Below are 26357 nucleotides of genomic sequence, written 5' to 3'. Positions count from 1 at the left end.
GCACAACGGAAACAAATTAGCGTATCGATCAAAAGGCGGTGGGCGCGAGCCTGCCGCCTTTTCAATTTGTTGAGGATGACTTGAAGGTTACGTGCGCAGCCAGGTCACGTTAACGTCTTTTTCTCGCTGATATGGTTTGGTTCGTCCCCAGGAGACGACTTCAGACGATGAGCGGTGCAGAGTTCATTCTCGCGATCAACGTGTTCGTTGCCGGCCTGCTGGCCGCGTCGTTCATGGCGATCTCGATCTATGACGCCAGGCGCGTTTCCGCGCGCTGGTTTGCGCTGTGCTATTTCACCGGCCTGATCTACATCGCCACCGAATTCGCGATCCCGTGGTTCGAAAACACCCGGCCGATCGCCACCGCCAATTTCGTTGCTTTCCTTGCGACGCTCATCATCATGAATGTCGGGCTGGCGCGCCGCTACGAGATGGCGGCGCCATGGCGCTCGATGCTGCTGTTCCTGGCGCTGGCGACGGTTGCCGTCTACGCGACCCAGGCACTGCCGCGCGATTCGCTGCTTCGGATGATGACTTACCAGACGCCCTACGCTATCGCGCAGGCGGTGGGGGCGGCGATCGTGCTGCGCTCGCGCGGCAAGTTGAGCCAGTTCGACTACGGCCTCGCCGCCGTGCTTCTGGCGAGCGCGCTGCAGTTCTTCTCCAAGCCCTATCTGGCGCTGGCTGTCGGCGGGCCGGGTTCGGATCCGCATCTTTATCTGCAGAGCACCTATGCGATGATCTCGCAGGCGTTGGGCACGATCTTCGCGTTGTCCATCGCGCTGACGCTGCTGGTGATCCTGGTGCGTGACATCGTTGCCGAGGCGACGCACAAGTCGGAGACGGATGCGCTGTCAGGGCTGCTCAACCGCGGCGGCTTCCAGCGGCGCGCCGGCATCGCGCTGCGCGAGGCTGAGCGCCATGGCCTGCCGGTGACACTCGTCATCTCCGACCTCGATCACTTCAAGTCGATCAACGACACCTATGGCCACGCCTCTGGTGACCGGGTCATCGAGGCCTTCGCCCGCTTCATCCACGAATCCAAGGTGGGGCACCACATTGCGGGTCGCATCGGCGGCGAGGAATTCGCCATCATTCTGCCGGGCACGCATCTGGCGGCGGCACGGCTGTTCGCCGAAGGTGCTCGCAGCGCCTTTTCGGCGCTGGCGATTGACGGGCTGCCGTCGAACCGGCGCTTTACCGCGAGTTTCGGCGTCGCCCAACTGATAGCCGGCGAAGTGATCGACCAGCTGATGCGCCGGGCGGACGCCGCACTCTACGAAGCCAAGAAAGACGGGCGCGATTGCGTGCGCGTGGCGCCGGGCAGTTTTGCCGAGGTGCAGGTTGAGACCAACGTCGTACCATTCGGCGGCAAGCCGCCGGCCTGAGCCCGATCAGGCGTCAGTAGCAGCGCAGGAAGGGCTGGGGGATCTCGCCCTCGGAGAAGCCATACATGTAACTGCGGCCCTTGAGCAGCATCGGCGGGCTGTAGCAATGGCGTCCGGCCTGGTCGCCCTGCTGGTCGAGATAGATCACCTTGGGGCCGGTGGCGCCGGTGTAGGCGGCGAGCTTGCGGGCCGAATGGCCCTGGCCGACGACGATGCGCTTGTAGCCGGCAGCACCTTCGACCACGAGATTTCCGAAAGAATCGGCATAGACACGATCCTGCGACCAGCCGCCCGACAGAGCCGGCGAAGATATGGCCAGTGCTGCCGCAAACGCCAGCGGCGTGGTCGCCAGAAATGCCAATACAGGACGCATCGTGCTCTCCATGCTGGCCGGCTAAACGAAACCGGATGCTGCGGTGCAGCTTAATCCTTTCTTAACCGTTGTTAAGGGTCGGGTGCAAAAGATTAATAGGCATGGTTAATTTTCTCCTTAGGGCGGGCTGCGACTCGGCTGGCGGGTGGGCGGGGCCGACGCGAAAGTTGCCGTAATCCCAACGAGATGGAGCGAATGGATGCGCAACGGCTACCCACGCGGGTGGTGCTCGCGTCTCTTCAATCGATTGAAGCCGCGATGTGACTAAATAGGTGCGCCAGAACGGTTTTCCGACTTTGACGCGGTGCAAAAAGCGCATTAGAAAGCCCGCAGTTCGACGTCGCAAAACTGTGCGACGACGCCGTATTCAAGCCACGCTCGGACGCAGACCCGGGGGAGCCATGAGCAAATCACAAGCAACCCAATCGCGAGCGCGGCCGCTTTCGCCGCATCTCGGAATCTATCGGCCGACTGTCACCATGACGACGTCGATCGTTCACCGCATTACCGGTTGCGCGCTGTATTTCGGCACGCTGCTGGTTGCCTGGTGGCTGATCGCTGCGGCGACGTCCAGGGAATACTTCGATTTCGTCAGTTGGGTGTTCGGCAGCTGGATCGGCCAGCTCGTGCTGTTCGGCTACACCTGGGCGCTGATGCAGCACCTGCTTGGCGGCGTCAGGCACCTGATCTGGGACACCGGCGTCGGCCTCGAGAAGCACACGGCTTCGAAGATCGCCTGGGCGACGGTGTTCGGTTCTGTCGTGCTGACGCTGCTCGTCTGGATCGTCGGCTACATGCTGCGGGGAGCATAAGATGAGCGGCTCGAGCAACGATATGCGCACGCCATTGGGCAAGGTGCGCGGCCTGGGTTCCGCCCGCGAAGGCACCATGCATTTCTGGCGCCAGCGCCTGACCGCGGTCGCCAACATTCCGCTGATGCTGTTCTTCGTCGGCCTGCTGATTGCCCTCAATGGCGCCGATTACGATGCCGTGCGCGCTTCGCTGGCCAACCCGTTCGTGGCGCTGGTGATGGCGCTGATGCTGATCTCGGGCCTCTACCACATGCGGCTCGGCATGCAGATCGTCATCGAGGATTACGTGCATGGCGAGGGCGGCAAGCTCGTCCTCCTCATGCTGAACACCTTCTTTACCATTGTAGTCGGCGCGGCCTCGTTGTTCGCCCTGCTCAAGATTGCATTCGGAGGCTGATACGGTGGCCAGCAAGTCCAGCGGAGCATCCGCCTACACATTCGTCGACCACAAGTTCGACGTCGTCGTTGTCGGCGCCGGTGGCGCCGGCCTGCGGGCCACGCTCGGCATGGCCGAGCAGGGTCTGAAGACGGCCTGTATCACCAAGGTTTTCCCGACCCGTTCGCACACGGTCGCGGCACAGGGCGGCATCGCCGCCTCGCTGCAGAACATGGGTCCCGATTCCTGGCAGTGGCACCTCTACGACACCGTCAAGGGCTCGGACTGGCTCGGCGACGTCGACGCCATGGAATATCTGGCGCGCGAAGCGCCTGCTGCGGTCTACGAGCTTGAGCACTACGGCGTGCCGTTCTCGCGCACCGAAGACGGCAAGATCTACCAGCGGCCGTTCGGCGGCCACATGATGAACTATGGCGACGGTCCGCCCGTGCAGCGCACCTGCGCTGCCGCCGACCGCACCGGCCACGCCATCCTGCACACGCTCTATGGCCAGTCGCTGAAGAACAATGCTCAGTTCTTCATCGAGTATTTCGCCCTCGACCTGATCATGGAGCCGGATGGCACCTGCACCGGCGTCGTGGCCTGGAATCTCGATGACGGCACCATCCATCGCTTTTCGGCCAAGATGGTCGTGCTGGCCACCGGCGGCTACGGTCGCGCCTACTTCTCGGCAACGTCGGCGCACACCTGCACCGGTGACGGCGGTGGCATGGCCGCACGCGCCGGCCTGCCGCTGCAGGACATGGAGTTCGTGCAGTTCCACCCGACCGGCATCTACGGCTCGGGCTGCCTGATCACCGAGGGTGCCCGCGGTGAAGGCGGCTATCTGGTCAATTCCGAAGGCGAGCGCTTCATGGAGCGCTATGCACCATCGGCCAAGGACCTTGCGTCGCGCGACGTGGTTTCGCGCTGCATGACGCTGGAAATCCGCGATGGCCGCGGCGTCGGCAAGAACAAGGACCACATCTTCCTGCATCTGGACCACCTCGATCCGGCGGTCCTGCATGAAAGGCTTCCTGGCATCTCGGAATCGGCCAAGATCTTCGCCGGCGTCGACGTGACCCGCGAACCGATCCCGGTGCTGCCGACGGTCCACTACAACATGGGCGGCATCCCGACCAATTTCTGGGGCGAGGTGCTCAATCCGACCAAGGACAATCCGGACCGCGTGTCGCCCGGCCTGATGGCCGTCGGCGAGGCCGGCTGTGCCTCGGTGCACGGAGCCAATCGTCTTGGCTCGAACTCGCTGATCGATCTCGTGGTGTTCGGCCGTGCTGCCGCCATCCGCGCGGGCGAGGTCATCGACCGCGATGCGCCGATTCCTTCGCCGAACGAGGCTTGCGTCGAAAAAATCATGGCGCGCTTCGACCGCCTGCGGAACGCCAATGGCTCGACGCCGACGGCGGTGCTGCGCGAGAAGATGCAGAAGGCCATGCAGGAAGACGCTGCCGTGTTCCGCACGCAGGAATCGCTCGAGCAGGGCTGCAAGCGCATCTCCGAGATCTGGGGCGAGCTCAAGGATGTCAAGGTCTTCGATCGTTCGCTGATCTGGAACTCGGACCTGGTGGAGACGCTGGAACTCGAGAACCTGATGGCCAACGCCATCGCCACCGTCTATGGCGCCGAAGCCCGCAAGGAAAGCCGCGGTGCGCATGCCCGCGAGGACTTCTCCTCGCGTGACGACGCCAACTGGCGTGTGCACACGCTGGCCAATGTCGCGGAGGACGGCAAGGTGACGCTCACCTACCGTCCCGTGCACACCGAGCCGCTGCTCAAGGAAGAAGACGGGGGCATCAGCCTCGCCAAGATCGCGCCGAAGGCGCGCGTGTACTGAGCCATGGCGCTGCCGGCGGCAGGATATTCACCAACGCCGCTTGCGGCCAAGCTCGGCCTCAAGGACGGGCAGAGCGTGGTGTTTGTCGACCTGCCGGACGAACTCGGCGAACTGGCTTCGTCGCGCGACTTTGCGGCGAAGAAGCTGACGGGCTGGTCAGGTCTTGCTGAAGCCGGAGGCGGGCATGACGTGGTCCATGCCTTCACCAGGCGGCGTGCCGACCTCGACGACAGCGCCGAGACATTCAAGAAGATGATCGCGCCCGACGGCGCGGTCTGGATCTCCTGGCCCAAAAAGGCAGCGAAGATCGCGACCGACGTGACGGAAGACGTCATCCGCGAGGTGGTGCTGCCCAAGGGGCTTGTGGACGTAAAAGTCTGTGCCGTGGACGCCGTGTGGAGCGGGCTCAAGCTCGTCATCCGCAAGGAATTGCGCGCCAAGATGTGAGGAACCGATCGTGGTCGAACTGACACTCCCCAAGAACTCGCAGGTGAAGCCGGGCAAGACCTGGCCCAAGCCGGAGGGCGCGACCAATCTGCGCGAATACCGGATCTATCGCTGGAACCCCGACGATGGCGAGAACCCGAGTATCGACACTTATTTCGTCGATGTCGACGATTGCGGCCCGATGGTTCTGGATGCGCTGCTCTACATCAAGAACAAGATCGACCCGACGCTGACGCTGCGCCGCTCGTGCCGAGAAGGCATCTGCGGCTCCTGCGCGATGAACATCGACGGTTCGAACACGCTGGCCTGCACCAAGGGCTGCGACGACATTTCCGGCGCGGTGAAGATCTATCCGCTGCCGCACATGCCCGTCGTCAAGGACCTGGTGCCCGACCTCACCAATTTCTACGCCCAGCACCGCTCGATCGAGCCGTGGCTGAAGACGGTTTCGCCCGAGCCGGCTAAGGAATGGCTGCAGAGCCATGAGGATCGCCAGAAACTCGACGGCCTCTACGAGTGCATCCTCTGCGCCTGCTGCTCGACCTCGTGCCCGAGCTACTGGTGGAACGGCGACCGCTATCTCGGCCCGGCCGTGCTGCTGCAGGCCTATCGCTGGCTGATCGACTCCAGAGACGAAGCCAAGGGCGAGCGCCTCGACAATCTCGAGGATCCGTTCCGGCTCTATCGTTGCCACACGATCATGAACTGCGCCCAGACCTGCCCGAAGGGTCTGAACCCGGCCAAGGCGATCGCCGAAATCAAGAAGATGATGGTCGAGCGGCGCGTTTAGTTCGGCGATCGATTGTCGGCTGCGCGCCTGTGGTGTCGCGGCAGCCGAGATCAAGCAGATGATGGTTGAACGCCTGAAGTGAGGCTATAGCGGCTGATATGACGGACACGGACCTTCCCAATCTCACTGCGGTCGAAGCACGCGTGCTCGGCTGCCTGATCGAGAAGAAGGAACTGACGCCCGACGTCTACCCGATGACTTCGAATGCGCTGGTGTCTGCCGCCAACCAGAAGACGTCGCGCGAGCCGGTCATGGCCCTGGAAATGGTCGACATCACCAGGGCGCTCGCTTCGTTGCAGGCGAAGGGACTGGCGAAGCAGCAGTTTGCCTCGCGGGTCGAGCGCTACGAACATCAGATGGCCCAGAAGTTCTCGCTGACACGCAACCAGAGTGCTGTGGTCGGCATGCTTCTGCTGCGCGGACCGCAGACCGTCTACGAGTTGCTCGCCCGCACCGAGCGCATGGCGAACTTCGCCGATGCCGACGCTGTGCGCGGCGAACTCGACATGCTGATCGGCCGCCGGCCGGCGCTGGTCAAGGAGATCGGCCGCGCCCCCGGCCAGCGCGAGGATCGCTTTGCACATCTGTTGTCAGGCGATGTCGACGTTGCCGCCGTCGCCACTGTTGCCAGCCGAGCACCGAGCACGGCCTCACCCGCCGTGTCGGAGCTTGAGGAACGCGTTCGCCTTCTGGAAGGAGAAGTGGCGGCGCTGAAGGCGCGGCTCGACGCTGTCGGCGGATAAGCGCTCGGCGAACGACAGCCGGGTCCGCGCCGCTGACCGGTTGGTCGACCTTGTTCCTTCGTATCTGCTATAGCGCTCCGTGGTGGTTGGCACGCGAGGGGTGGCAGATTTGATCGATCGGCATTTTCCAGCATCGATGGATCCGGCAATTGTGGCCGAGATCGACAGCCGCCTGGCGGATGTCGCACGTCGTCACCATGTGTCGATTCCCCTGGCAGTCGAGAGCGGCAGCCGGGCTTGGGGGGGCCATCGCCCGATAGCGACTATGATTGCCGATTTGTGTTTGTCAGGGCGGCCAGCGAGACTTTCACGCTGTTCCCCGAGCGCGATGTCATCGAAATGCCGTTGACTTCGATCCTTGACGTCAACGGCTGGGAGCTTTCCAAGGCCCTGAAGCTGTTGCTCAAGGGCAATGTGGTTGTGGTCGAGTGGCTGACGTCCCCCTTGACCTACCAATGCGACACAACGTTTCGCGAGGCGTTCGCCAAGCTTGCGGACCAGGTCGCCGACCGTGCGTTGACAGGGCGACACTATTACCACCTGGCGGCCAATCACCTCGAACGTTTCCTGGCAACACCGGAGCGGGTGCCGCTCAAGAAGCTTTTCTATGCCTTGCGCCCCTTGATGGCCCTGAAATGGCTGGACGAGAATCCGAACTCGGCAATCGCACCGATGAACTTCCCAACCCTCTGCGCAGGCGTGACTCTTGAACCTGCCGTCGTTGGGGCCATTGATGAATTGATGGCACGCAAGGCCGAAACCCGCGAACTTGGCGAAGGGGAAATACCAGCGCCTATACGGGCTTTCCTGGCTGCGGAGTATCCGCGTGCGCAGATATGGCGAGATGGGGCTGAGGCGCGCCGTCCGGGCAGCGAACGACTTCTCGATGATTTTTGGCGGGAATGGAGCCACAGGCTTGCCCCATCGAACTGATCTGCCGCGCATAGTGGCCTGATACTGGCGAGGCTATGCTGCCCCTTGATCCGCCCGCCGGCACCTTCTCCCCGCGGGCGGGGAGAAGGAAGCTGAGCTGTCTTACGTCCGTGCAGCCTCGACGATCTCGCGGGCCATGGCTTCGGCGACAGCGTCGGTGGTGCGGCCTTCGCGTTCGGCGCGCTGGAAAATCCTGGTCAGCGTGTCGGCGATTTGTTCGACGCGCGGCATGACTGCCTCGACATGATAGCCGCCTTCGGTCATTTCGGCTGCGACATTGATGACGCCGCCGGCGTTGATGACATAGTCGGGGGCATAGAGGATGCCGCGCTCGACCAGGCGTTTGCCGTCTTCCGCCGTCGCCAGCTGGTTGTTGGCGGCACCGGCGACGATCCGGGCCTTGAGCAGCGGGATGGTCTCAGCCGAAAGCATGCCGCCGAGTGCGCAGGGCGCAAAGATGTCGACATCGGCGGCAACGATCGCGTTGCCCTCGACAACCGTCGCGCCGAACTTTTCGGCGGCGCGGGCGGTGCGCGTGGCATCTAGGTCGCAGACGGTCAGCACGGCACCTTCGGCATGAAGCTTCTCACACAGCGACCAGCCGACCGAACCGAGGCCCTGGACGGCGACGCGGATGCCTTTGAGTTCGTCGCTGCCGGTGCGGTGGCGTAGTGCCGCCTTGAGGCCGAGGAAGGCGCCTTTGGCCGTAAACGGTGAGGGGTTGCCGCTGCCGCCCTTGGTGGTGCCGCTGACATTGGGTGCACGCTCGGCGAGGAAATCGGCGTCGGCGAGCGTCATGCCCACGTCTTCGGCCGTGACATACTGGCCCTCGAGTGCCACCAGCATCTCGGCATAGGCCTCGAGCATGGCAGGCGTCTTGTCGGTCTTCGGATCGGCGATGATGACCGCCTTGCCGCCGCCGAGCGGCAGGCCGGCGATGGCCGACTTGAAGGTCATGCCGCGCGACAGGCGCAGCGCGTCCGTGACGCCAGCCTCGAAGCTGACATGCGGCCAGATGCGAGTGCCGCCGAGCGCCGGTCCGAGCACTGTCGTGTGGATGGACACGATGGCGGTCAGGCCGCGCACGGCGTCGCGGCCGAGCCAGACCTGCTCGTGGGCGTCGAAGCCGGGGATACGGGCGGCGTCTGCGGTGATGTCGGTGATTTCGAGGGTGGTGGCGCCGGAAAGCTTGGCCTGGCGCGGTTCGGTGACGTTCAGCATGAGGGTTCCTCCCGGTGGGCTAGTCCCCTCCAAAGCTAAACATTTCGAGCGATCTTTGGTTTCGAAGACGGGCAGCGACGCGACCGTGCATTGCGCCCAGGTGCCTCGTCGCGCAACAAACGAAAAATCCGGCTTGCGAAGAAAAAGTAGGCCGGGCGCGGGTCTGCCCCCCTGCGCCCGGCCCGCTGGACTGCCAGCGGCCATGCCACTGCCCTGGCATGGGGTGCTGTAGCCAGACCTCCTCCTGCGCCGCACCAGGGGTGCCGCGGCAGGGCCGCCTCGATGGGCGACAGGACTGTCGGTCCGCCGCTACCGGTCCGAGGTGTCCTTTGGTTCTTCAGGTTCGCGCCGCGGCCTTGGTTCGGCCTGCTTGGGAACCTTGGTGCCGAGTGCCATGGGGGCGAGGAAGGCACGCGGGTTGAAGCCCGCCGCAGCCAGCGCTGCGAGCGTCTTGAGAAATTGAAGGTGGTGCATGTCCGATTTCCTCGTACCGCCAGGACTGGACCCGCTTCGATTTGCGAGGGGAAATTAGACGGCGGGCGATGCCGTTTCTTGGACTGGGCGGCCCCTTTTTCGGGTTTCGGCGGTACGGGCTTGACCTATTCTTCGGCGCGAAATAGAAAGACGTCCTGCCCGCCTTGGTTGTATCTTGTTGAATAGGCCAATGACCGATTCCGACGGGCAGAACGTCTCCTTCCATATGCTTTCCGATGACCTCCCGGCGCAGGAGCGGCTTGCCGTGCTGCGCGAGGTCTATGGGCGCACGATCCTCAGGGCCGAGCTGGCGCCGGTAAACGATGCGCCCGTTCACATGGACATGCGGGTGCGGCTGCTGCCGGGCGTCGGCATCGCCACCGGCACCGCCTCGCCGATAAGCGTCGGTATCGGCAAGGAGATGATCGACAATGACGACGTCATTCTGCTGGCGGCGATTTCCGGCGGCAGCCATATGCAGATTGGCAGCTTCGAGGAAAGCATCCGTCCCGGCTGCGCGATGTTCGTGCCGGGCGGACGGGTGGGCGCGAACGTCACGCGTCCCGGCTTCACATACGTAAACCTACGATTCGAGCGGAAGGCGCTGCAGCCGCTGCTCGGCGACGTGTCGAAGATGATGATGCGGCCCATCCCGATCGACCAGGGCCCGATGCAACTTCTGATCAGCTACGCAACGGCGCTGCAGAAGCTGGATGTCGCGCTGCCGGGCAATATGGCGCGGATGGCAGCGAGCCACCTTCTCGACCTGACGGCGCTGACGCTGGGGGCTGCACGCGATGCCGAGCAGGTGGCGCTGGGGCGTGGCTTGCGTGCGGCGCGGCTGGCTGCGATCAAGGCCGACATAACGGCACGCAGCGACCTGCGCGGACTGTCGGCCGAGGCGATCGCCGCCGAACACAAGCTTTCGCCACGCTATGTGCGCAAGCTGTTCGAGAGCGAGGGGCTTTCATTCACTGAGTTCGCGCTCGGCCAGAAGCTGCGGCGAGCGCACCGCATGCTGGCCGATCCACGATGGGCACAGCGCAGCATCACCGACATCGCCTATGAGGCCGGGTTCAACGACCTGTCCTATTTCAACCGGGTGTTCCGCCGGCGCTTCGATGCGACGCCCTCGGAGGTGCGGGCGGACGGCTTGGCCGCCTGAACGATGGATGCGGGCGCCGGATCGCTCCGACACCCGCACAGGATTGGCATCAGGCGAGCTTTGCGTCGAGCGACACCTTGATGGCGCCGAGCGCCTTGGAGACCGGGCAGTTCTCCTTGGCCTTGGAGGCGAGTTCCTGGAACTTGGCGTTGTCGATGCCCGGCACCGTGCCGACAAGGGTCAGCGCGCTTTCGGTGATGCCTGTGCCGGGGATGAGCGTCACCACCGCCTTGGCGTCGAGCTTGGCGGCGGGCGTGCCGTTCTCGGCGAGGAAGTGCGACAGCTGCATAGCAAAGCAGCCGGCATGGGCGGCGGCGATCAGCTCCTCGGGGTTGGTGCCCGACTTGCCGGTCTCGTCCTCGAAACGGGCCTTGAACGAATATGGCTGGCCCTTGAGCGCACCGCTCTGGGTGTCGAGGGTTCCCGAGCCTTCCTTCAGATTGCCTTTCCAGACGGCATTGGCACTGTGGTTCATGACGTTCTCCATGATTTCTGACGGGGCCAGGTGCGGCAACCGGGTGAGACTATAGCGCCGGCTGCCGCGCCCGCCAGCTTCAAGGCTGAAGGAAAGGCGCGTCCGCAGAAAAAAACTGTCTCGCCAAAATGTCTGGATATCGCCCGTCGCATCGTCCTTGGGGAGCCGCAGCATGTCGTTGCGGCTGCCGGAGGATGAGATGCAGATGCTGCCGCATGGCAATCTGGGAAAAGGAATAGTCGGGGCGCATGCTCCCGACGGATGTCATGTGCGGTCATCGGGCGTTGGCCGGATGCTCCTGGCGTTCGGCATCATCCTTGTGCTGGCTTTGCTTCTGGACGCGACGACATTGCGGCCAGTCGCCCGGTCCGCACCGCAGGTGATAGGCTTTCCAACACTGCAAGGGAGCGTGGGATGAAATATCTTTGCTTGGTTTATCATGAGGAACAGCAGCTTGGTGCGCTGTCGCGGGACGCTGCGGCGAAGCTCGACGCGGATTCGCTCGCCTATGACCGGATGCTGGAAAGAAGTGGCAAGCTGATCGCGGCAGAAGCGCTGCAATCGGTTAAGACGGCAAAGACCGTCAAACGCCGCAACGGCAAGAAGCTGGTGACCGACGGCCCGTTCGCCGAGACCAAGGAACAGCTGATCGGTTTCGTGATGATAGAGGCAGCCGACCAGGAGGAAGCCCTGGAGATCGCCTCGAACATTCCCCTTGCCGCCATGGGCCAGATCGAGGTGCGGGCGATCTACGATATTCCGGGATCGTAGGGGCACTTCGACAAGCTCAAGATGTGGGCTCTCGACGGCGCCGGTGTTCGGCGCGCCGCCTACCTTGGTATCGGGAGATCGGACAAGTATCGAAGGCGGAAACGGTCCTCTGGATCGGTCCCGGTTTCACTGGCGTTCCGACGTGGATCTCCAACGCGCGCCTCTCGGGCTGCTCGCTCACGAGAGGGAGTTATGAATATTTCTGAAATCTAAAAGAATAATAGCGTCAATTTTTTGCGGCAACGTTGGCGCGTTGAAGTCATTGACGATCTTGCCTATGCTTACCCGGCATCAAGGGGCTTGATATGCATATCCTGATTATTCTGCTCGGCTTGCTGGGCGGTGCGGCGTTCTGGTGGTACAGGATCCGTTACTTGAGTGAGGCTGCAAGCGAAGTTGCCGATGCGGTTGGTCGGGTGCGCGGCTCGGTTCGGCGTAAGCAGCTGCGGAAGCAGGCAGAACTCTCACCCCTGGCGACCATTGATGATCCGGTTGTCGCGGCGGCCACGCTAATCATTGCCATCGTCACGGAAGGCATGGCGATTGCGCCGGACCGCGAAAACGTCATCAGGTCCGCGATCTCGGAAATTGCCAATGTCGGGAAGGCCGATGAGGCGGTCATCTATGGAAAGTGGGCGGCGTCTCAGATCGACGATGCGAACGTCGTTATTGACAAGCTCGGGCCATTTCTCCGGGATTGCCTCAACGAAAGCGAACGGCACCACGTCCTGGATATGATCCGCGACGTTGCCGCCGCTGGAGGCTCGCTCCCGCCCTTGCTCGATCGTCGTGTGCAGCGCCTTCGCCAGAAGTTCGGTTTTCAGGTCAACTAGGACTTGCCTTAGAGTTTTTCCGCTTTTCCACGAGTTGCGGAATCCCTCTATATCTATTGCTATTGCGCAAATCCGGACGGAAAACCGCTGCCCACTCTTCCCGGAATTGTCCTAGATCGCCTCCCCCCTGAGCAGGCGGGGAGTCTCGCCGGTCATACCGGAGGCCTGGCGGATGAAATATTCCTTCAGGCGAGGCACGCGGTCGACGAGGCCGAGGCCAATATCTCTGATGGCGCGGACCGGGGCGATGTCGTTGGAGAACAGGCGGTTGAGCACATCAGTCGTCACGCCCATGCGCACGGTGTCGAAGCGGCGCCAGGTCTCGTAGCGCTCCAGCACGTCCATGGCGCCGATGTCCTGTCCCAAGCGGTCGGCCTCGACGATGGTCTCGGCAAGGGCGGCTGCGTCCTTGAAGCCGAGATTGAGGCCCTGTCCGGCGATGGGGTGGATGCCGTGGGCGGCGTCGCCAGCGAGCGCGAAGCGCGGTGCGACGAAGGCCCGCGCCAGCGTCAGGCCGAGTGGCCAGGCGCGCGGCTTGTCCTCGACGCGGATCTCGCCGAGCTTGAGGCCGAAGCGCTGCTCCAGCTCGATCTCGAAGACGAAGGGGTCGCCCTTGACCAGCTTGTCGGCGTCCTCTGTGCGTTCGTTCCAGACGATGGAAGAGCGGTTGACGCCGTCGCGCGGCTTGAGCGGCAGGGTGGCGAAGGGACCGGCGGGCAGGAAATGCTCCTCGGCGCGGCCCTCGTGCGGACGCTCGTGGGCAACAGTGCAGACGATGCCCGACTGGCCATACTCCCAGCGCACCGTCTTGATGCCGGCCATGTCGCGCAGCTTGGAATTGACGCCGTCGGCGGCGACGAGCAGGCGAACGTCGATGCTGATGCCGTCGGCGAGATGCACCTTGGTGGCGGTCGTGCCGGTTTCGAAGGACTGGACGGCGACGCCCTCGATGATGTCGATGCCAAGCTCGGCGGCGCGGCGGCGCAGGGCGCCGTTGAGCACCTTGTTCTCGACCATGTGGGCGAAGGGCTCGCCGGGCGCGATCTCGCCGTCGAAGGTAAGGAACACCGGTCGTACCGGGTCGGCAGCCTTCGAATCGGTGATGATCATGTCCATGATCGCCTGCGCCTCGGGCTCGATCTCGGCCCAGCAGCCGAGTTGGTCGAGCATGCGGCAGGCGGCGGCGGCGATGGCCGAAGCTCGGCCGTCCTTGCGCCAGACCTCGGCGGGGGCGGCGTCGACGACGGCGATGTGCAGGCTCGGGCGCGACTGCTTCATCGACACGGCAGTGGCCAGCCCGACATAGCCGGCACCGGCAACCAAAACGTCGAGTTGCGTCGGTTTGCTCTGGTCCGTGGCCATGGCCGCTCTCCTCTTATCCGGCTGCCGCCTTGACTCGGCGGGGGCTTCCTGCTGGAAACCGAACGTCTTCCGACCCGAAAGGGGAAAACATGCCTGCCGCCATACAAGAGCTTCTCAGCATTCTCAATCTCGAGCAGCTGGAACACAACCTGTATCGTGGTCGCAGCCCGAAGGTTGCATGGCAGCGCGTCTTTGGCGGCCAGACCATCGCCCAGTCGCTGGTGGCGGCCCAGCGTACCGTCGAGGAAGACCGGCATGTGCACTCGCTGCACGGCTATTTCATGCGTCCGGGCGACATCAACGTGCCGATCGTCTACGAGGTCGATCGCATCCGCGACGGCTCGAGCTTCACCACCCGCCGGGTCGTTGCGATCCAGCACGGCAAGGCGATCTTCTCGCTCGAAGCCTCGTTCCAGCTCGACGAACCCGGCCTCGAATACCAGATGCCGATGCCACTCGATGTGCCGGCACCCGAGACGCTGAAGTCGCAGCGCGAGCTGCTCGAGGAAGCGCCTCACGTGCCCGACATGATCCGCATGTTCTGGGCCAAGGAGCGGCCGCTGGAGCTGCGCCCTGTTTATGCCGAGCACTATTCGAGCCGCGACAAGCTGCCGCCGCTACAGAAGGTGTGGATCCGGCTGACCGGGCCGGTGCCGAACGACCGGCCGACGCGCGCGGCCGTGCTTGCCTATCTTTCCGACATGACGCTGCTCGACACCGCGACCTTCGCGCATGGCCGCGGCATCTTCGATCCCGACATCCAGGCCGCCAGCCTCGATCACGCCATGTGGTTCCATCGCGAGCATTCCCTCGATGGCTGGCTGCTCTACACCCAGGACAGTCCGTCGACGTCGGGCGCCCGTGGCTTCACCCGTGGCGCGCTCTACGCCCAGGACGGCACACTGATCGCTTCGGTGGCGCAGGAAGGTCTGATCCGCCTGCGCACAAAGCCTGCAAAATAGGCATTTTAGTCTTTTTGCTCATTCTATGAGCAGGTGAATTGCTGCACGTGCGAAGACCTGCGCGCGCCTTCGCTTTATTCCTCTTTAAATACATATAGTTAGCCAGTGTCGGCCCAAACTGGCACGGAGCTTGAATCACCTTTTGCACTCACCGGTGGCTTTCGGGTCCGTCGGCGACGTCTGCAATCGCGGGGGACCCGCACCAGCAAGGGGTGAAACCTGATGAAAATCGTGATGGCTATCATCAAGCCGTTCAAGCTCGACGAGGTGCGTGAAGCGCTCACCAATGTCGGCATCCAGGGCCTGACGGTCACCGAAGTCAAAGGCTACGGGCGCCAGAAGGGGCATACCGAGATCTATCGCGGTGCCGAATATGCCGTGAGCTTCCTTCCCAAGATCAAGATCGAAGTCGCCGTTTCGACCGACCTCGTCGAAAAGGCCGTCGAGGCGATCACCGCCGCCGCCAAGACCGGCCAGATCGGCGACGGCAAGATCTTCGTCTTCGGCATCGACCAGGCCGTGCGCATCCGCACCGGCGAAACCGACACCGACGCGCTGTGAGCGGCCAACCAATTCTCATGGAGACCTCAATGCAAATTCCAACCTCATTGAAGACGGCGGCGCGGGCGGCCCTTGTCGGCACGCTCGCCCTGACCGCCCTGGGAACGGTCGTTGCCTTCGCCCAGGAAGCCGCACCCGCGGCCGCCGATGCCGCTGCCGCCGCGCCGGCAGCGGCCGACGTGATGGAGAAGGGCGACGTCGCCTGGATGATGACGTCTTCGCTTCTGGTGTTGTTCATGGCGCTGCCGGGCCTGGCTTTGTTCTATGGCGGTCTGGTGCGCGCCAAGAACATGCTGTCGGTCCTGATGCAGTGCACGATGATCGTGGCGCTGGTGATCGTGATCTGGACGCTCTACGGCTACTCGATGGCGTTCGGCGACGCGCCCAGCCCTTACTGGGGCGGTTTCGGCAAGGCGTTCCTGGCCGGCGTGACGCCTGAAAGCATGGCGGCGACCTTCACCAAAGGCATCGTCATTCCCGAATTCGTCTTCATCTGCTTCCAGATGACGTTCGCCTGCATCACGCCGGCGCTGATCGTCGGCGCTTTCGCCGAACGCATCAAGTTCTCGGCCGTGCTGCTGTTCGTGGCGCTTTGGGTGACCTTCGTCTACTTCCCGATCGCCCACATGGTCTGGGATTCGGACGGCCTGATCTATGGCTGGGGCGCGCTTGATTTCGCTGGCGGCACCGTCGTTCACATCAATGCAGGCATCGCCGCTCTTGTCGGCGCCCTTCTGGTCGGCAAGCGCACCGGCTATGGCAAGGACAACATGGCCCCACACTCGATGACGCTGACCATGGTCGGCGCCTCGATCCTGTGGGTCGGCTGGTTCGGCTTCAACGCCGGCTCCAACCTCGAGGCCAATGGCGGCGCAGCACTTGCCATGATCAACACCTTCACCGCGACCGCCGGTGCCATCATCGCCTGGGTGCTGATCGAAACCTTCGCCCGCGGCAAGGCCTCGATGTTGGGTGCGGCCTCGGGCATGGTCGCCGGCCTTGTTGCCGTCACCCCGGCCGCCGGCTTCGTCGGCCCGGTCGGCGCCATCGTGCTCGGCGCTATCGCTTCGGCCATCTGCTACTTCTTCGTCGCCGTGGTGAAGATCAAGCTTGGCTATGACGACTCGCTCGACGTGTTCGGCATCCACGGCGTTGGCGGCATCGTCGGCGCCATCGGCACCGGCGTCTTCAACGCCAAGGCGCTGGGAGGCGTCGGCTACGGCACGCTGTCGATGGGCGAACAGGTGTGGACGCAGTTCCTCGCCGTCTGTGTGACCGTCATCTGGTGCGGCATCGGTTCGCTGGTGCTCTACAAGCTGGTCGACCTTCTCGTCGGCCTGCGTCCGACTGTCGAAGCCGAACGTCAGGGCCTCGACCTCACCTCGCACGGCGAAGTGGCCTACCATTCGTAACGGCTCCGGCGGTTTGAACGAACCGCCGCATCCTCCCTATCCCGTCGTGCCCGCCACAAGCGGTCACGCCTTTTGGGGCCCGGAACGATCCGGGCCTCCTTTTTTGTCCAGGGATATCAGGCGCTCAGCTGAACAGCGCCTTCACGCGAGGCCACCAGCCGATGGCGGCGCGCACCTGCCGGGCGGCACTGCCACCCCTGACGGCATCGCCGAAATGGCAGTAGCAGACGATATTGTGCAGCTGCCGGTCGGACAGGTCGAAGAACCGCCTGGCTTCGCCATAGCTGTCGTCGGTGAGTCCGGCGGCACGGAAGGCAGGATCCTCGAACGCCACTGTTATGGGCGACCCCTGGGCGCGCATGGTCAGCCGCGCCTCGGGCGGGGCGTATTCGGTGCCGGAAAGCGTGCCCAGACGGCGTTCCGGCTGCCTCTCCAGAAGGTCCGCCCAGCGCTCGAGGCGCTCCTTGCGCGTCATCGGCAGGTAGGGAGTGGCAGTTTGGATTTCAGCTAAGGCCTGCAGTTGCTCGATGCTTTGATGCTTCATCGTCGCCTCCTGGCACGGATTGTTGCTGATCTCTGGGAGATATGGCGCACCCCGGCGGCGGCAAGGCTTGACATTGGCGGCCCATGCAAAAACCCGGAGAGACCTCGCAGCCAAAGGCCGGTCGGCTCGGCCCATTTCAGCGGGCCGTGATGCGCATCGTCATGAACGATGGCTTAACCTTAATGCGGCCTTAACCTTCCCCTCGATAGTCTGGATTCCGAATCTGCCCGCGATGCGTCCGCGCGTGGGTCATGGCATCTATGGACGGGGACAAGCATGCGTTCTGGGGTTTCCTCACCGCTCGCGCTGACCGAAACGGGGCACGGCATCCAGGCATTCGCACGACGCCAGGCCGGCCGCGCCGCGGGGCTTGGCCTGTTCGCCTTCGTTGCCTTCGGCCTGGCCGCGCTTGGCACATGGAACGTGGCCGATCCGAGCTTCAGCCATGCCACCGACAATCCCGTCACCAACGCCATGGGCTATTCCGGCGCGGTGTTCGCCGACCTCGCCATGCAGTTCTTCGGGCTGGCAGCGGTGGCGGCACTCGTTCCGGCCGTCATCTGGGGTGTGCTTTTCGCCACTGCCCGCGGTGTCGACCGCATGCCGAAGCGTGGCCTTGCCTGGTTCGGCTCGGCGCTGCTGGCTGCGGCCATCGCCGGCTGCGTCGGCGCGCCGCCCACCTGGCCGCTGCCGACCGGTCTCGGCGGCGTGTTCGGCGACATGGTGCTGAACATCCCTGGCCTGTTCATCGGCGGCTACCCCACCGGACTGGTGGCGACCGTCATCGGCGTGCTGCTGATTGCGCCCGCGCTGTGGCTGTTTGCCTATGGTGCTGGTCTGCTCAACCGCGAGAACGGCTTTGCCGCCGTACACGCCAAGCCCAAGCCCGACATGCGGGAGCAGGATTTCGCCAGCTTCGACGATGAGGATGACGACGACAGCGAAGGCGTGCTGGCGCTCGGCGCCATCACCCATTGGTGGCTGTCCGCCAAGGCCTGGATGCGTCGCCGTGCCGCCAGGCGGCGCGAGGAGGATGGCTTCGACATGCCGCCGGTCAAGCGCGAAAGCGCCTGGCGGCAGGCTGCCGAGCGCGTCGAGAAGGCCGAGCGCGCCGAAGCGCGGGTCACGCCCGCCGGCCGCGCCCGCGTCGAGCCCGAATTCTTTGCCCAGATGGTGCAGGAACGCGGCGCCTCGATCGACCCCGACGATCAGGATGTGTTCGGCGACGACGACGATTTCGACATGCCGCAGGGTGGCGCGCAGGTGCAGAATTTCCGCACGCCTGCCTCGGCGGGACCGGCTTCGGCGCGCGTGGCAGCACCCGCGCCGCGGCCCGCTCCCGGCGCCCGCGTGCAGCGCGAGGCACAGACGTCGCTGATCGGCTCCGACACGTTCGAGATGCCGTCGCTGCACTTCCTGGCCGAGCCCAAGAACGTGGCGCGCGATCCGAGCCTGTCCAAGGATGCGCTGGAGCAGAATGCGCGTCTGCTCGAGGGCGTGCTGGAGGATTTCGGCGTAAAGGGCGAGATCATCCATGTCCGCCCGGGACCCGTGGTCACGCTCTATGAGCTGGAGCCGGCCCCTGGCATCAAGTCGTCGCGCGTCATCGGCCTTGCCGACGACATTGCCCGTTCGATGAGCGCGATCGCGGCCCGCGTCGCCGTCGTTCCCGGCCGCAACGCCATCGGCATCGAACTGCCCAACGCCAAGCGCGAGACGGTTTACCTGCGCGAGATCATGGCCAGCCGCGATTTCGAGACGACCAAGGCAAAGCTGGCGCTTGCGCTCGGCAAGACCATCAATGGCGAGGCTGTCATCGTCGACATCGCCAAAATGCCGCACGTGCTGGTGGCCGGCACCACCGGTTCGGGCAAGTCGGTGGCGATCAACACCATGATCCTGTCCTTGCTCTACCGCATGACGCCACAGGAATGCCGCCTCATCATGATCGACCCGAAGATGCTGGAACTGTCGGTCTATGACGGCATCCCGCATCTTTTGACGCCCGTCGTCACCGACCCGAAGAAGGCGGTGGTGGCGCTGAAGTGGACGGTGCGGGAGATGGAAGACCGCTACCGCAAGATGTCCAAGGTCGGCGTCCGCAACATCGACGGCTTCAATGCGCGAGTGGCCGCGGCCGACAAGAAGGGCGAGAAGATCTCGCGCACGGTGCAGACCGGCTTCGACCGCCAGACCGGCGAGGCGATCTACGAGACCGAGGATCTCAACCTCGAGCCGATGCCCTACATCGTCGTCATCATCGACGAGATGGCCGATCTGATGATGGTTGCCGGCAAGGACATCGAAGGCGCTGTCCAGCGCCTTGCCCAGATGGCCCGCGCGGCCGGCATCCACGTCATCATGGCGACGCAGCGTCCGTCGGTCGACGTCATCACCGGCACGATCAAGGCCAACTTCCCGACCCGCATCTCCTTCCAGGTCACGTCGAAGATCGACAGCCGCACCATCCTTGGCGAGCAGGGCGCCGAACAGCTGCTCGGCATGGGCGACATGCTCTATATGGCGGGCGGCGGTCGCATCCAGCGCGTCCACGGCCCGTTCGTCGCCGACGACGAGGTCGAGAAGGTGGTTGCCCATCTCAAGCTGCAGGGCGTCCCGGAATATCTCGACGCCATCACCGAGGACGACGGCGAAGGCGACGACGACCAGCCCTCGGGCAAGGGTGGTGGCGGTGGCGGCAATTTCGAGGATTCGGACGATCCCTACGATCAGGCGGTGGCGGTCGTGCTGCGCGACGGCAAGGCGTCGACCAGCTACATCCAGCGCCGGCTCGGCATCGGCTATAACCGTGCCGCCTCGATCATCGAGCGGATGGAGAAGGAAGGCATCGTGGGCGCGGCCAATCACGCCGGCAAGCGCGAGATCCTTGTTCCGACCGAAGACGACAAGATGTAGAATCCTCGGAACCGGCGATCACGTTTTCGCGTTCGGTGGGCGCTTGATGAACCATGTCAAACTTCAGCCCTACTAAGTGCCGATAGAACCGTCCAACTGGAATGAGAGAGTTACCGGCATGAACGATGACATTCGCACCCCGACCCGCCGGCGCCTGCTTGGCCTGGCGGCTGCGATCGCGCTGACCGCAACCCCGCTGATCGCGCTTCAGGCCCCGGCCCAGGCACAGGCAACCGACGCTGCGCAGCGCATCGCCGACCATTTCTCCAGCGTGCGCTCGATGTCTGGCGAGTTCGTCCAGTTCGGCCCGCGCGGCGAGCAGACCGGCGGCAAGTTCTTCCTCGAACGCCCCGGCAAGATCCGCTTCAACTACGAGGCGCCGTCGAACTTCAAGGTGATCTCGGACGGCCAGTCCGTCGTCATCCTGAACTCGAAGATGCGCACCTCCGACCTCTATCCGCTGTCGAAGACGCCGCTGAAGCTTCTGCTCGACGACCGCATCGATCTCAGCGGCAACAAGGTGAAGAGCGTCACCGAGGAGGACGACCTGACGACCATCAAGCTTTCCGACAAGCAGGTGTTCGGCAATTCGACCATCACCATGATGTTCGATCCCAAGTCCTACGACCTGCGCCAGTGGACGATCACCGATACTCAAGGCAAGGACACCACCGTCATGGTGTTCAACGTCAAGGTGGGCGGCTCCTTCCCGGCCGACACGTTCAAGATCGACTACAAGCTCAACCGCGAGCTCAACGCCCGCAAGAGCAACGACTGAGAAGCCGGCTCCGTCCAGCCGGTCATCTGATGCGGCTGGGTGCGTTGTCGGGCTCTTGCCTCGAACCTGCGCGCCTTAGTTGTGGACAGCGGCGCCGATGGTGCCGCTTTTGCCATCGCGACTTGTCACGGCCATCTGGCGCTGTCAGGTTCCGCGCCGAAGTCAGCCGGAACCTGCCATGCCCTTCTCCATCGCCACCTGGAATATCAACTCCGTGCGCCTGCGCATGCCGCTGGTCGAGCGCCTGCTGCTTGAGCGAGCACCCGATGTCCTGTGCCTGCAGGAGACCAAATGTCCCGACGACCAGTTTCCGTCGGCGGGATTCCGCAAGCTTGGCTACGAGCACATCGCCTTCCACGGCCAGAAGGGCTATCACGGCGTGGCGACGGTGGCGCGGCGGCCGCTGGAGATCGTGGAGAAGCGCCGCTTCTGCGAGATCGACGACAGCCGCCACCTGTCGGTGCGGTTCGACGCCGGCGGCAAGAAGGTGACGTTGCATAATTTCTACGTGCCTGCCGGCGGCGACGAGCCCGACACTGAAATCAATCCGAAGTTCCGCCACAAACTCGACTTCGTCGCCGAGATGAACGCCATCCGCGCAGCGCATGACGATGGCTCGGCCTCGGTGCTGGTCGGCGACCTCAACATCGCGCCGCTGGAACATGACGTGTGGTCGCACAAGCAGTTGCTCAACGTCGTCAGCCACACGCCTGTGGAGACCGAAAACTTCGAAGCGATGCGCAAGGCCGGCGAGTGGGTCGACCTGATGCGCCTCAACGTGCCGGACGATGAGAAGATTTACACGTGGTGGAGCTATCGCGCCAAGGACTGGGAAATCTCCAACCGCGGCCGCCGCCTCGACCATGTCTGGTCTTCGCCCAACCTCGCGCCAAGCCTCGCCGGCATCGAAATCCTGCGCGAGGCGCGCGGCTGGGAACGGCCGTCGGATCATGTGCCCGTGATCGCGCGGTTCGACCTGGACTGACGGATTCAGGTGAGGCTACTCCGACTGGCTGACTATCCCGTGCGCACAGCCATTGCGATGGCAAGACAGCGAGCAATCTCCGCGTCACGCCAAGACATTCCAGACCTGAACGCGGTGCGGCCGGGCGCTACTTGCCGAACCTGGGCGCCATGCTCTCGATGCGCGCGATCATGTCCTGGAGGTCTTCGAGGATATGCTGGTGCAGGCTGGCGGCGACCTCGGGGTATTCCTCGAGGATGCGGTGGAACATCTTGCGGTTCAGGCGGATGATTTCCGAATCGACCTCGGCGGCGGCACTGGTAAGGCGGCGGGTGTCGGCGATGAGGGCCAGTTCACCAAGCATGGCGCCGGCGCCGGCCGAGCCCATGTCGGCGCGCACGCCTTCGATCTCGCGGTAGAGCGCGATGCGTCCCGAGATGACGACATAGGCCGAATCGGCCTCGTCGTCCTCGCGATAGAGCTTGCGTTCGGCGGGGAGATGGATGTTCTCCGCGCCGAAGGCCAGCAAACGCAGCTGTTCTTGGGTGAAGCCCTCGAACAGCCTCACGCCGGACAGGATGCGGATGTCATCATCCAGCGCCATTATGTCCCCGACTTCTCAGACCGGCTCCCCTCCCAATCGTTTGCCGGCGGCCCCGCTGCGCCGGTAAAAAAGCCGATCAGGGAACCAGCTTGTATCCGCCGCTTTCTGTCACAAGAATTTCCGCATTGGAAGGATCGCGCTCGATCTTCTGGCGAAGCCTGTAGACATGTGTTTCGAGCGTATGGGTGGTGACGCCCGAATTGTAGCCCCAGACCTCTTCGAGAAGGACGTCGCGGGTGACCACTTTCTGGTCGGCGCGGTAGAGATATTTGATGATCGAGGCCTCTTTCTCGGTCAACCGGACCTTGCCGCCGCGCGCGTCGATGAGCAGCTTCTGGCTCGGCTTGAACGTATAGGGGCCGACGGAGAAGGTGGCGTCTTCGCTCTGCTCGTGCTGGCGCAGCTGGGCGCGGATGCGGGCGAGCAGGACGGCGAAGCGGAACGGCTTGGTGACATAGTCGTTGGCACCCGCCTCGAGGCCGAGGATCGTGTCCGAATCAGTGTCGTGGCCGGTGAGCATGATGATGGGGGCCTTGTAGCCGCCCTTGCGCAGGATCTTTACCGCCTCGCGCCCATCCATGTCGGGCAGGCCGACATCCATGATGAGCAGATCGATCAGGCCGCCGCGCGCCGTGGCGACGCCCTTGGCGGCGCTCGCCTCCTCAAGGACTTCGAACTCCTCGTAGAGCGCCAGCTGCTCGACCAGCGTGCTGCGCAGATCGTCGTCATCGTCGACGATGAGGATGGTGCGTGAGGTCATGGATCAATCCGTGTTTAAAATCAGTATTCTGTTGACCGTAGACTATGGATGCGGAAGCTGATCGCCACAACCGTCGACGGGGTGATTTGTTCCGCCTGCGATCATACAAGAAAATTCGAAGGCGCAATTGGGGCGGGCGAGATTTTGCGACAAGGCATTTCCACGATAATTGTGCGGGCCAAGCCCGGTTGTGCGACCAAGGGGCTCTTGCAGGCGGGCAACCAGGTGTTTCCCTGCGCGCTCGGGCGCGGCGGCATCACCTCAAACAAGCGCGAAGGCGATGGCGGCACGCCGCTGGGGACGATGCGTTTGCTTTCGGGTTACTTCCGCAACGACCATTTTCGTGGACGCGGCACGCGATTGGCGATGAGCCCGATCGATGCGGACCTCGGCTGGTGCGAGGTGCCCGATGACCGCAACTACAACAGGCCGGTGAAGATACCCTATGGCGCCAGCCATGAGCGGATGAAGCGCGATGACCGCCTTTACGACGCCTGCATCGTGCTCGACTGGAACATCAGGCCACGCCGGCGCGGGCGCGGCAGCGCCATTTTCTTTCATCTGGCGCGGCCCGGCTTCACGCCGACACAAGGCTGCGTGGCGGTGACCGACAAGGTCATGGCGCGGCTGTTGCCGCTCCTGTCCAGCCGGACAGTGCTGAAGGTGGTTCGCTAGAGCAGACCCGGAGTGCCAAAAAAAGCGGCCCGAAGATCCCAGGGGATCGTCGGGCCTTAGGTACTGCTTCCAATGTAGCAGTGGGAGATGCGGAGTAAGGTCGGCTCAGCGGCGCGTGGGGCGGCGCGGCTGCTGCCAGCCAATGTCGAGCAGGCCAAGATGGCCGAGTTCGGCGTCGACCGCCTTGGCAATGTCTTTCCGGGCAATGCCGGTGTCGCGGAGGTAGTGCTCGGACAGCTCGGCCGCATCCTGCGCGGGCACGTTGAGGGCTGCCTTCATTTGGCGAAACCAATCGAAAACCTGATGCAGTCGTGCCGGCTGGGCATAGGTGGCTTTCAGGATATCGGTCGTCATGGTCATTTCCGTTCGTCCGGATATCAAATCCGGTTTGACATTGTTTCAACTGGTCCCATGATGGAGCGCGGAAAGACAAAAGAGAAACGAGTAGTTCTTTCTCGATCATCAAGTTTGGTTTGAAGATCCTGCGATGCGTTCGATGCCTGGGACACGTGCGCTGAGGACACTTGAGGCTGCCGGCCGGCACCTCAATTTCACGCGCGCCGCCGACGAGCTGGGGCTGACGCCGGCGGCCGTCAGCCATCAGATCAAGGAAATAGAGGACCAGCTCGGCGTGGTGCTGTTCACCCGCACAAGCCGTAGCATCAGGCTGACGGAGGCGGGTGCTGCACTCTGCGACGCAGCGGCAGATGCCATTGACGTGCTCAATCGGGCCGTGTCGAGGGCGCGAAAGCTGACGCGCGGCACGGCGTTGCTGAAGGTGACGCTCGATGCGCAGTTCGCTTCGAAATGGCTGATGCGGCGCATCGACGGCTTCCGCAAGCTGCATCCCGATATCGAACTGCGCTTCGACATCAGCTACGACGTGCGCGACTTCGACCTCGACGACGTCGATGTCGGCATTCGCTTCGGCACGGGCAAATATCCGGGGCTGGGTGCCGACCGGCTGTTCGACAACATGATCATTCCGGTGTGCAGCCCCAGGCTGCTGCGCTCGGGGCCGCCGCTGCGTGTGCCGCGCGACCTGTTCCACCACACGCTGGTGCATATCGAATGGTCACAGCAGGGCGTGACCTGGCCGAACTGGCGCATGTGGATGGCGGCGGCCGGTGTCGACGACTTCGACGACAGCCGCTCGGTCGTGTTCACCACCTCGTCGGATGCGGTGCAGGCGGCGATCGACGGCAGTGCTGTGGCGCTGGCCGATTTTGCCATGGTCGCCAACGACCTGTCGGAGGGGCGGCTGGTGCGGCCCTTCGACCTCGGCATCCGGGTGTCGCGTGAGTTCGCCTATTTCCTGGTCTATCCCAAGGCAACGGCAGACGATCCGCGCATCGCGGCGTTCAGGGCCTGGATCCTGGACGAGGCGGAGAAGACGCAGGCTTGAAGAAGCAGATTCTTGGGCTCTCGCGTTCCTTCGCCCCCCACAAGGGGGAGATCAGCAGCTTCGTCCTTGCCGCTCATCCTTCCAAGTTTCGCTTCACCGGCCCGAGATGACGGAGGCAGCGTCAGGCGAAGCGCCAGACGGTGGTGCGCTTGACTTCGGCGTCTTCGAGGGCGCGGGTGACCGGCACCTCGTAGGTCGCGAGCTTCTGCAGCCGGTCCTTGGGAAGGTAGGCGCGGCCGGGGTCGCCGACGAGGACCTCGGCGCCGCGGGCCCGCAGCGCTTCGAACCATGGCACGAGGCGGTCGGCGAACGGTTTTTCGTAGAAGACGTCACCGGCGAGCACGACGTCCCAGCCGTCGTCATGGCCGACGAGGTCGGAGCCTTCGAAACCGACCACAACGTTGTTGGCCTTGGCGTTGAGGCGGATGGCCGCTTCGCAGAACGGATCTATGTCGGCGCCGATGACGGAGGCCGCACCCGCCTTCATCGCCGATATGGCAACAAGGCCTGAGCCCGAGGCGAAGTCGAGGACGCGTTTGCCGGCCGTCGTTTCAGGGTGATCGAGCACATAACGCGCCAACCCCTGGCCGCCGGCCCAGGCGAAGGCCCAGAAGGGCGGCGGCAAGCCGATTTCGGACAGCTCTTCCTCGGTGCGGTGCCAGAGGTCATGCGCCTCGTCGGCGAGGCGCAGCGAAATCTCGGGCACATGAGGCGGCTGCATCAGCGCCGTGTTGGCAAAGATGAAGCTTTCCGCGCTT

Annotated in this window: 30 protein-coding genes; 20 read left to right on the top strand and 10 right to left on the bottom strand. The window is 63.8% G+C overall.

Translation table 11 applies throughout. The annotated features are described in order from the left end of the window. Positions 1 to 167 precede the first annotated feature (167 nt). A complete protein-coding gene (locus tag B015_RS0124060) occupies positions 168 to 1388 on the top strand; it encodes a GGDEF domain-containing protein (RefSeq protein WP_018430310.1) in 1221 nt (406 codons plus the stop codon). Positions 1389 to 1401: 13 nt separating this feature from the next. Here B015_RS0124060 and B015_RS0124055 read toward each other — a convergent pair whose 3' ends face one another. Further along, the gene (locus B015_RS0124055) at positions 1402 to 1761 is read right to left on the bottom strand and encodes a hypothetical protein (RefSeq protein WP_026227662.1); all 360 of its coding nucleotides are present in this window, start codon (positions 1759 to 1761) and stop codon (positions 1402 to 1404) included. Between the two features lie 401 nt (positions 1762 to 2162). Here B015_RS0124055 and sdhC point away from each other — a divergent pair, with 401 nt between their 5' ends. The 7 genes from sdhC to B015_RS31520 all read left to right on the top strand — a co-directional run bounded on the left by sdhC (position 2163) and on the right by B015_RS31520 (position 7717). After that, a complete protein-coding gene (sdhC, locus tag B015_RS0124050) occupies positions 2163 to 2573 on the top strand; it encodes a succinate dehydrogenase, cytochrome b556 subunit (protein ID WP_026227661.1) in 411 nt (136 codons plus the stop codon). A gap of 1 nt (position 2574) precedes the next feature. Further along, entirely contained in the window at positions 2575 to 2970 is a 396-nt protein-coding gene (gene sdhD, locus B015_RS0124045; protein WP_018430307.1) for a succinate dehydrogenase, hydrophobic membrane anchor protein, read from the top strand. 4 nt (positions 2971 to 2974) lie between these two features. Beyond that, positions 2975 to 4804, top strand: a complete 1830-nt coding sequence (gene sdhA, locus B015_RS0124040; RefSeq protein WP_018430306.1) for a succinate dehydrogenase flavoprotein subunit — start codon at positions 2975 to 2977, stop codon at positions 4802 to 4804. A 3-nt stretch (positions 4805 to 4807) separates the two neighbouring features. Further along, on the top strand, positions 4808 to 5251 hold the full coding sequence (locus B015_RS0124035) for a DUF3052 family protein (protein ID WP_018430305.1): 444 nt from the start codon (positions 4808 to 4810) through the stop codon (positions 5249 to 5251). 10 nt (positions 5252 to 5261) lie between these two features. After that, complete coding sequence (locus B015_RS0124030) at positions 5262 to 6041, top strand: succinate dehydrogenase iron-sulfur subunit (protein WP_018430304.1); 780 nt, start codon at positions 5262 to 5264, stop codon at positions 6039 to 6041. Positions 6042 to 6139: 98 nt separating this feature from the next. After that, entirely contained in the window at positions 6140 to 6784 is a 645-nt protein-coding gene (locus B015_RS0124025; RefSeq protein ID WP_018430303.1) for a DUF480 domain-containing protein, read from the top strand. A gap of 237 nt (positions 6785 to 7021) precedes the next feature. After that, the gene (locus B015_RS31520; protein WP_280657810.1) at positions 7022 to 7717 is read left to right on the top strand and encodes a nucleotidyltransferase domain-containing protein; all 696 of its coding nucleotides are present in this window, start codon (positions 7022 to 7024) and stop codon (positions 7715 to 7717) included. A 102-nt stretch (positions 7718 to 7819) separates the two neighbouring features. Here the strand turns inward: B015_RS31520 and B015_RS0124015 are convergent, their stop codons facing one another. Both B015_RS0124015 and B015_RS33105 read right to left on the bottom strand, forming a co-directional pair. Continuing rightward, entirely contained in the window at positions 7820 to 8938 is a 1119-nt protein-coding gene (locus B015_RS0124015; RefSeq protein WP_018430301.1) for a Glu/Leu/Phe/Val dehydrogenase dimerization domain-containing protein, read from the bottom strand. Positions 8939 to 9247: 309 nt separating this feature from the next. Then, positions 9248 to 9412 carry a hypothetical protein gene (locus tag B015_RS33105; protein WP_018430300.1) on the bottom strand — a complete coding sequence of 55 codons (165 nt, stop codon included), beginning with the start codon at positions 9410 to 9412 and terminating at the stop codon, positions 9248 to 9250. Positions 9413 to 9677: 265 nt separating this feature from the next. On the opposite strand from B015_RS33105, the gene B015_RS0124005 reads away from it, so the two are divergent. Further along, positions 9678 to 10577, top strand: a complete 900-nt coding sequence (locus B015_RS0124005) for an AraC family transcriptional regulator (RefSeq protein ID WP_245262261.1) — start codon at positions 9678 to 9680, stop codon at positions 10575 to 10577. Positions 10578 to 10626: 49 nt separating this feature from the next. Here the strand turns inward: B015_RS0124005 and B015_RS0124000 are convergent, their stop codons facing one another. Next, a complete protein-coding gene (locus B015_RS0124000) occupies positions 10627 to 11052 on the bottom strand; it encodes an OsmC family protein (RefSeq protein ID WP_026227660.1) in 426 nt (141 codons plus the stop codon). A gap of 172 nt (positions 11053 to 11224) precedes the next feature. Between B015_RS0124000 and B015_RS0123995 the strand changes: the two genes are divergently transcribed. From B015_RS0123995 to B015_RS0123985, 3 genes are all read left to right on the top strand, one after another. Continuing rightward, entirely contained in the window at positions 11225 to 11470 is a 246-nt protein-coding gene (locus B015_RS0123995; protein ID WP_018430297.1) for a hypothetical protein, read from the top strand. After that, complete coding sequence (locus B015_RS0123990; protein WP_018430296.1) at positions 11467 to 11823, top strand: YciI family protein; 357 nt, start codon at positions 11467 to 11469, stop codon at positions 11821 to 11823. Before B015_RS0123995 ends, B015_RS0123990 begins: the two co-directional genes overlap by 4 nt. A gap of 305 nt (positions 11824 to 12128) precedes the next feature. Next, positions 12129 to 12656 carry a hypothetical protein gene (locus tag B015_RS0123985; RefSeq protein WP_018430295.1) on the top strand — a complete coding sequence of 176 codons (528 nt, stop codon included), beginning with the start codon at positions 12129 to 12131 and terminating at the stop codon, positions 12654 to 12656. Between the two features lie 111 nt (positions 12657 to 12767). Here B015_RS0123985 and B015_RS0123980 read toward each other — a convergent pair whose 3' ends face one another. Further along, on the bottom strand, positions 12768 to 14018 hold the full coding sequence (locus B015_RS0123980; RefSeq protein WP_018430294.1) for a ubiquinone biosynthesis hydroxylase: 1251 nt from the start codon (positions 14016 to 14018) through the stop codon (positions 12768 to 12770). Positions 14019 to 14107: 89 nt separating this feature from the next. Between B015_RS0123980 and B015_RS0123975 the strand changes: the two genes are divergently transcribed. From B015_RS0123975 to B015_RS0123965, 3 genes are all read left to right on the top strand, one after another. After that, a complete protein-coding gene (locus tag B015_RS0123975) occupies positions 14108 to 14980 on the top strand; it encodes an acyl-CoA thioesterase II (protein WP_018430293.1) in 873 nt (290 codons plus the stop codon). Between the two features lie 222 nt (positions 14981 to 15202). After that, positions 15203 to 15541 (top strand): P-II family nitrogen regulator, encoded by a 339-nt coding sequence (locus B015_RS0123970; protein ID WP_018430292.1) that lies wholly within the window; start codon positions 15203 to 15205, stop codon positions 15539 to 15541. A 29-nt stretch (positions 15542 to 15570) separates the two neighbouring features. After that, a complete protein-coding gene (locus B015_RS0123965) occupies positions 15571 to 16953 on the top strand; it encodes an ammonium transporter (protein WP_026227659.1) in 1383 nt (460 codons plus the stop codon). A gap of 124 nt (positions 16954 to 17077) precedes the next feature. On the opposite strand, the gene B015_RS0123960 is transcribed toward B015_RS0123965, so the two are convergent. Beyond that, on the bottom strand, positions 17078 to 17497 hold the full coding sequence (locus B015_RS0123960; RefSeq protein ID WP_026227658.1) for a hypothetical protein: 420 nt from the start codon (positions 17495 to 17497) through the stop codon (positions 17078 to 17080). A 276-nt stretch (positions 17498 to 17773) separates the two neighbouring features. On the opposite strand from B015_RS0123960, the gene B015_RS0123955 reads away from it, so the two are divergent. From B015_RS0123955 to xth, 3 genes are all read left to right on the top strand, one after another. Further along, positions 17774 to 20413, top strand: coding sequence for a DNA translocase FtsK (locus tag B015_RS0123955; RefSeq protein ID WP_018430289.1), 2640 nt, complete (start codon positions 17774 to 17776; stop codon positions 20411 to 20413). 118 nt (positions 20414 to 20531) lie between these two features. Further along, positions 20532 to 21191, top strand: coding sequence for an outer membrane lipoprotein carrier protein LolA (locus B015_RS0123950; protein ID WP_018430288.1), 660 nt, complete (start codon positions 20532 to 20534; stop codon positions 21189 to 21191). 178 nt (positions 21192 to 21369) lie between these two features. Then, positions 21370 to 22176 (top strand): exodeoxyribonuclease III, encoded by an 807-nt coding sequence (gene xth, locus B015_RS0123945; RefSeq protein ID WP_018430287.1) that lies wholly within the window; start codon positions 21370 to 21372, stop codon positions 22174 to 22176. Positions 22177 to 22303: 127 nt separating this feature from the next. On the opposite strand, the gene B015_RS0123940 is transcribed toward xth, so the two are convergent. Beyond that, positions 22304 to 22759 (bottom strand): Crp/Fnr family transcriptional regulator, encoded by a 456-nt coding sequence (locus B015_RS0123940; RefSeq protein ID WP_018430286.1) that lies wholly within the window; start codon positions 22757 to 22759, stop codon positions 22304 to 22306. A 76-nt stretch (positions 22760 to 22835) separates the two neighbouring features. Continuing rightward, positions 22836 to 23519: a response regulator transcription factor gene (locus B015_RS0123935; RefSeq protein WP_018430285.1), complete on the bottom strand. Its 684-nt coding sequence runs from the start codon at positions 23517 to 23519 to the stop codon at positions 22836 to 22838. Positions 23520 to 23690: 171 nt separating this feature from the next. Between B015_RS0123935 and B015_RS0123930 the strand changes: the two genes are divergently transcribed. Continuing rightward, positions 23691 to 24194: a L,D-transpeptidase gene (locus B015_RS0123930; RefSeq protein ID WP_026227657.1), complete on the top strand. Its 504-nt coding sequence runs from the start codon at positions 23691 to 23693 to the stop codon at positions 24192 to 24194. 105 nt (positions 24195 to 24299) lie between these two features. Here the strand turns inward: B015_RS0123930 and B015_RS0123925 are convergent, their stop codons facing one another. Beyond that, on the bottom strand, positions 24300 to 24548 hold the full coding sequence (locus tag B015_RS0123925) for a hypothetical protein (RefSeq protein ID WP_040457101.1): 249 nt from the start codon (positions 24546 to 24548) through the stop codon (positions 24300 to 24302). 133 nt (positions 24549 to 24681) lie between these two features. On the opposite strand from B015_RS0123925, the gene gcvA reads away from it, so the two are divergent. Beyond that, positions 24682 to 25599 carry a transcriptional regulator GcvA gene (gcvA, locus tag B015_RS0123920; RefSeq protein ID WP_018430282.1) on the top strand — a complete coding sequence of 306 codons (918 nt, stop codon included), beginning with the start codon at positions 24682 to 24684 and terminating at the stop codon, positions 25597 to 25599. A gap of 121 nt (positions 25600 to 25720) precedes the next feature. Here the strand turns inward: gcvA and B015_RS0123915 are convergent, their stop codons facing one another. Then, entirely contained in the window at positions 25721 to 26320 is a 600-nt protein-coding gene (locus B015_RS0123915) for a methyltransferase (RefSeq protein WP_051091995.1), read from the bottom strand. Between the last annotated feature and the right edge of the window lie 37 nt (positions 26321 to 26357).

The sequence above is a fragment of the Hoeflea sp. 108 genome, assembly GCF_000372965.1.
GTDB lineage: Bacteria > Pseudomonadota > Alphaproteobacteria > Rhizobiales > Rhizobiaceae > Aminobacter.
Note: the sequence above shows the minus strand (reverse complement) of the source record. Positions and strands in the feature narration are given on the sequence as shown.

Excerpts from the sequence above, each read along its gene's own strand:
- B015_RS0123965 (WP_026227659.1), top strand. The coding sequence starts at position 15,571 with ATGCAAATTCCAACCTCATTGAAGACGGCGGCGCGGGCGGCCCTTGTC.
- B015_RS0123935 (WP_018430285.1), bottom strand. The coding sequence starts at position 23,519 with ATGACCTCACGCACCATCCTCATCGTCGACGATGACGACGATCTGCGC.
- sdhC (WP_026227661.1), top strand. The coding sequence starts at position 2,163 with ATGAGCAAATCACAAGCAACCCAATCGCGAGCGCGGCCGCTTTCGCCG.
- B015_RS0123985 (WP_018430295.1), top strand. The coding sequence starts at position 12,129 with ATGCATATCCTGATTATTCTGCTCGGCTTGCTGGGCGGTGCGGCGTTC.
- B015_RS0123955 (WP_018430289.1), top strand. The coding sequence starts at position 17,774 with ATGCGTTCTGGGGTTTCCTCACCGCTCGCGCTGACCGAAACGGGGCAC.
- B015_RS0124000 (WP_026227660.1), bottom strand. The coding sequence starts at position 11,052 with ATGAACCACAGTGCCAATGCCGTCTGGAAAGGCAATCTGAAGGAAGGC.
- B015_RS0123975 (WP_018430293.1), top strand. The coding sequence starts at position 14,108 with ATGCCTGCCGCCATACAAGAGCTTCTCAGCATTCTCAATCTCGAGCAG.
- B015_RS0124035 (WP_018430305.1), top strand. The coding sequence starts at position 4,808 with ATGGCGCTGCCGGCGGCAGGATATTCACCAACGCCGCTTGCGGCCAAG.
- B015_RS0124015 (WP_018430301.1), bottom strand. The coding sequence starts at position 8,938 with ATGCTGAACGTCACCGAACCGCGCCAGGCCAAGCTTTCCGGCGCCACC.
- B015_RS33105 (WP_018430300.1), bottom strand. The coding sequence starts at position 9,412 with ATGCACCACCTTCAATTTCTCAAGACGCTCGCAGCGCTGGCTGCGGCG.
- B015_RS0124060 (WP_018430310.1), top strand. The coding sequence starts at position 168 with ATGAGCGGTGCAGAGTTCATTCTCGCGATCAACGTGTTCGTTGCCGGC.
- B015_RS0123960 (WP_026227658.1), bottom strand. The coding sequence starts at position 17,497 with ATGAAGCATCAAAGCATCGAGCAACTGCAGGCCTTAGCTGAAATCCAA.
- B015_RS0123995 (WP_018430297.1), top strand. The coding sequence starts at position 11,225 with ATGTCGTTGCGGCTGCCGGAGGATGAGATGCAGATGCTGCCGCATGGC.
- B015_RS0124055 (WP_026227662.1), bottom strand. The coding sequence starts at position 1,761 with ATGCGTCCTGTATTGGCATTTCTGGCGACCACGCCGCTGGCGTTTGCG.
- gcvA (WP_018430282.1), top strand. The coding sequence starts at position 24,682 with ATGCGTTCGATGCCTGGGACACGTGCGCTGAGGACACTTGAGGCTGCC.
- B015_RS0123970 (WP_018430292.1), top strand. The coding sequence starts at position 15,203 with ATGAAAATCGTGATGGCTATCATCAAGCCGTTCAAGCTCGACGAGGTG.
- B015_RS0123925 (WP_040457101.1), bottom strand. The coding sequence starts at position 24,548 with ATGACGACCGATATCCTGAAAGCCACCTATGCCCAGCCGGCACGACTG.
- B015_RS0123990 (WP_018430296.1), top strand. The coding sequence starts at position 11,467 with ATGAAATATCTTTGCTTGGTTTATCATGAGGAACAGCAGCTTGGTGCG.
- B015_RS0123940 (WP_018430286.1), bottom strand. The coding sequence starts at position 22,759 with ATGGCGCTGGATGATGACATCCGCATCCTGTCCGGCGTGAGGCTGTTC.
- xth (WP_018430287.1), top strand. The coding sequence starts at position 21,370 with ATGCCCTTCTCCATCGCCACCTGGAATATCAACTCCGTGCGCCTGCGC.
- B015_RS0124025 (WP_018430303.1), top strand. The coding sequence starts at position 6,140 with ATGACGGACACGGACCTTCCCAATCTCACTGCGGTCGAAGCACGCGTG.
- sdhD (WP_018430307.1), top strand. The coding sequence starts at position 2,575 with ATGAGCGGCTCGAGCAACGATATGCGCACGCCATTGGGCAAGGTGCGC.
- B015_RS0123915 (WP_051091995.1), bottom strand. The coding sequence starts at position 26,320 with ATGCAGCCGCCTCATGTGCCCGAGATTTCGCTGCGCCTCGCCGACGAG.
- B015_RS0123950 (WP_018430288.1), top strand. The coding sequence starts at position 20,532 with ATGAACGATGACATTCGCACCCCGACCCGCCGGCGCCTGCTTGGCCTG.
- B015_RS0123980 (WP_018430294.1), bottom strand. The coding sequence starts at position 14,018 with ATGGCCACGGACCAGAGCAAACCGACGCAACTCGACGTTTTGGTTGCC.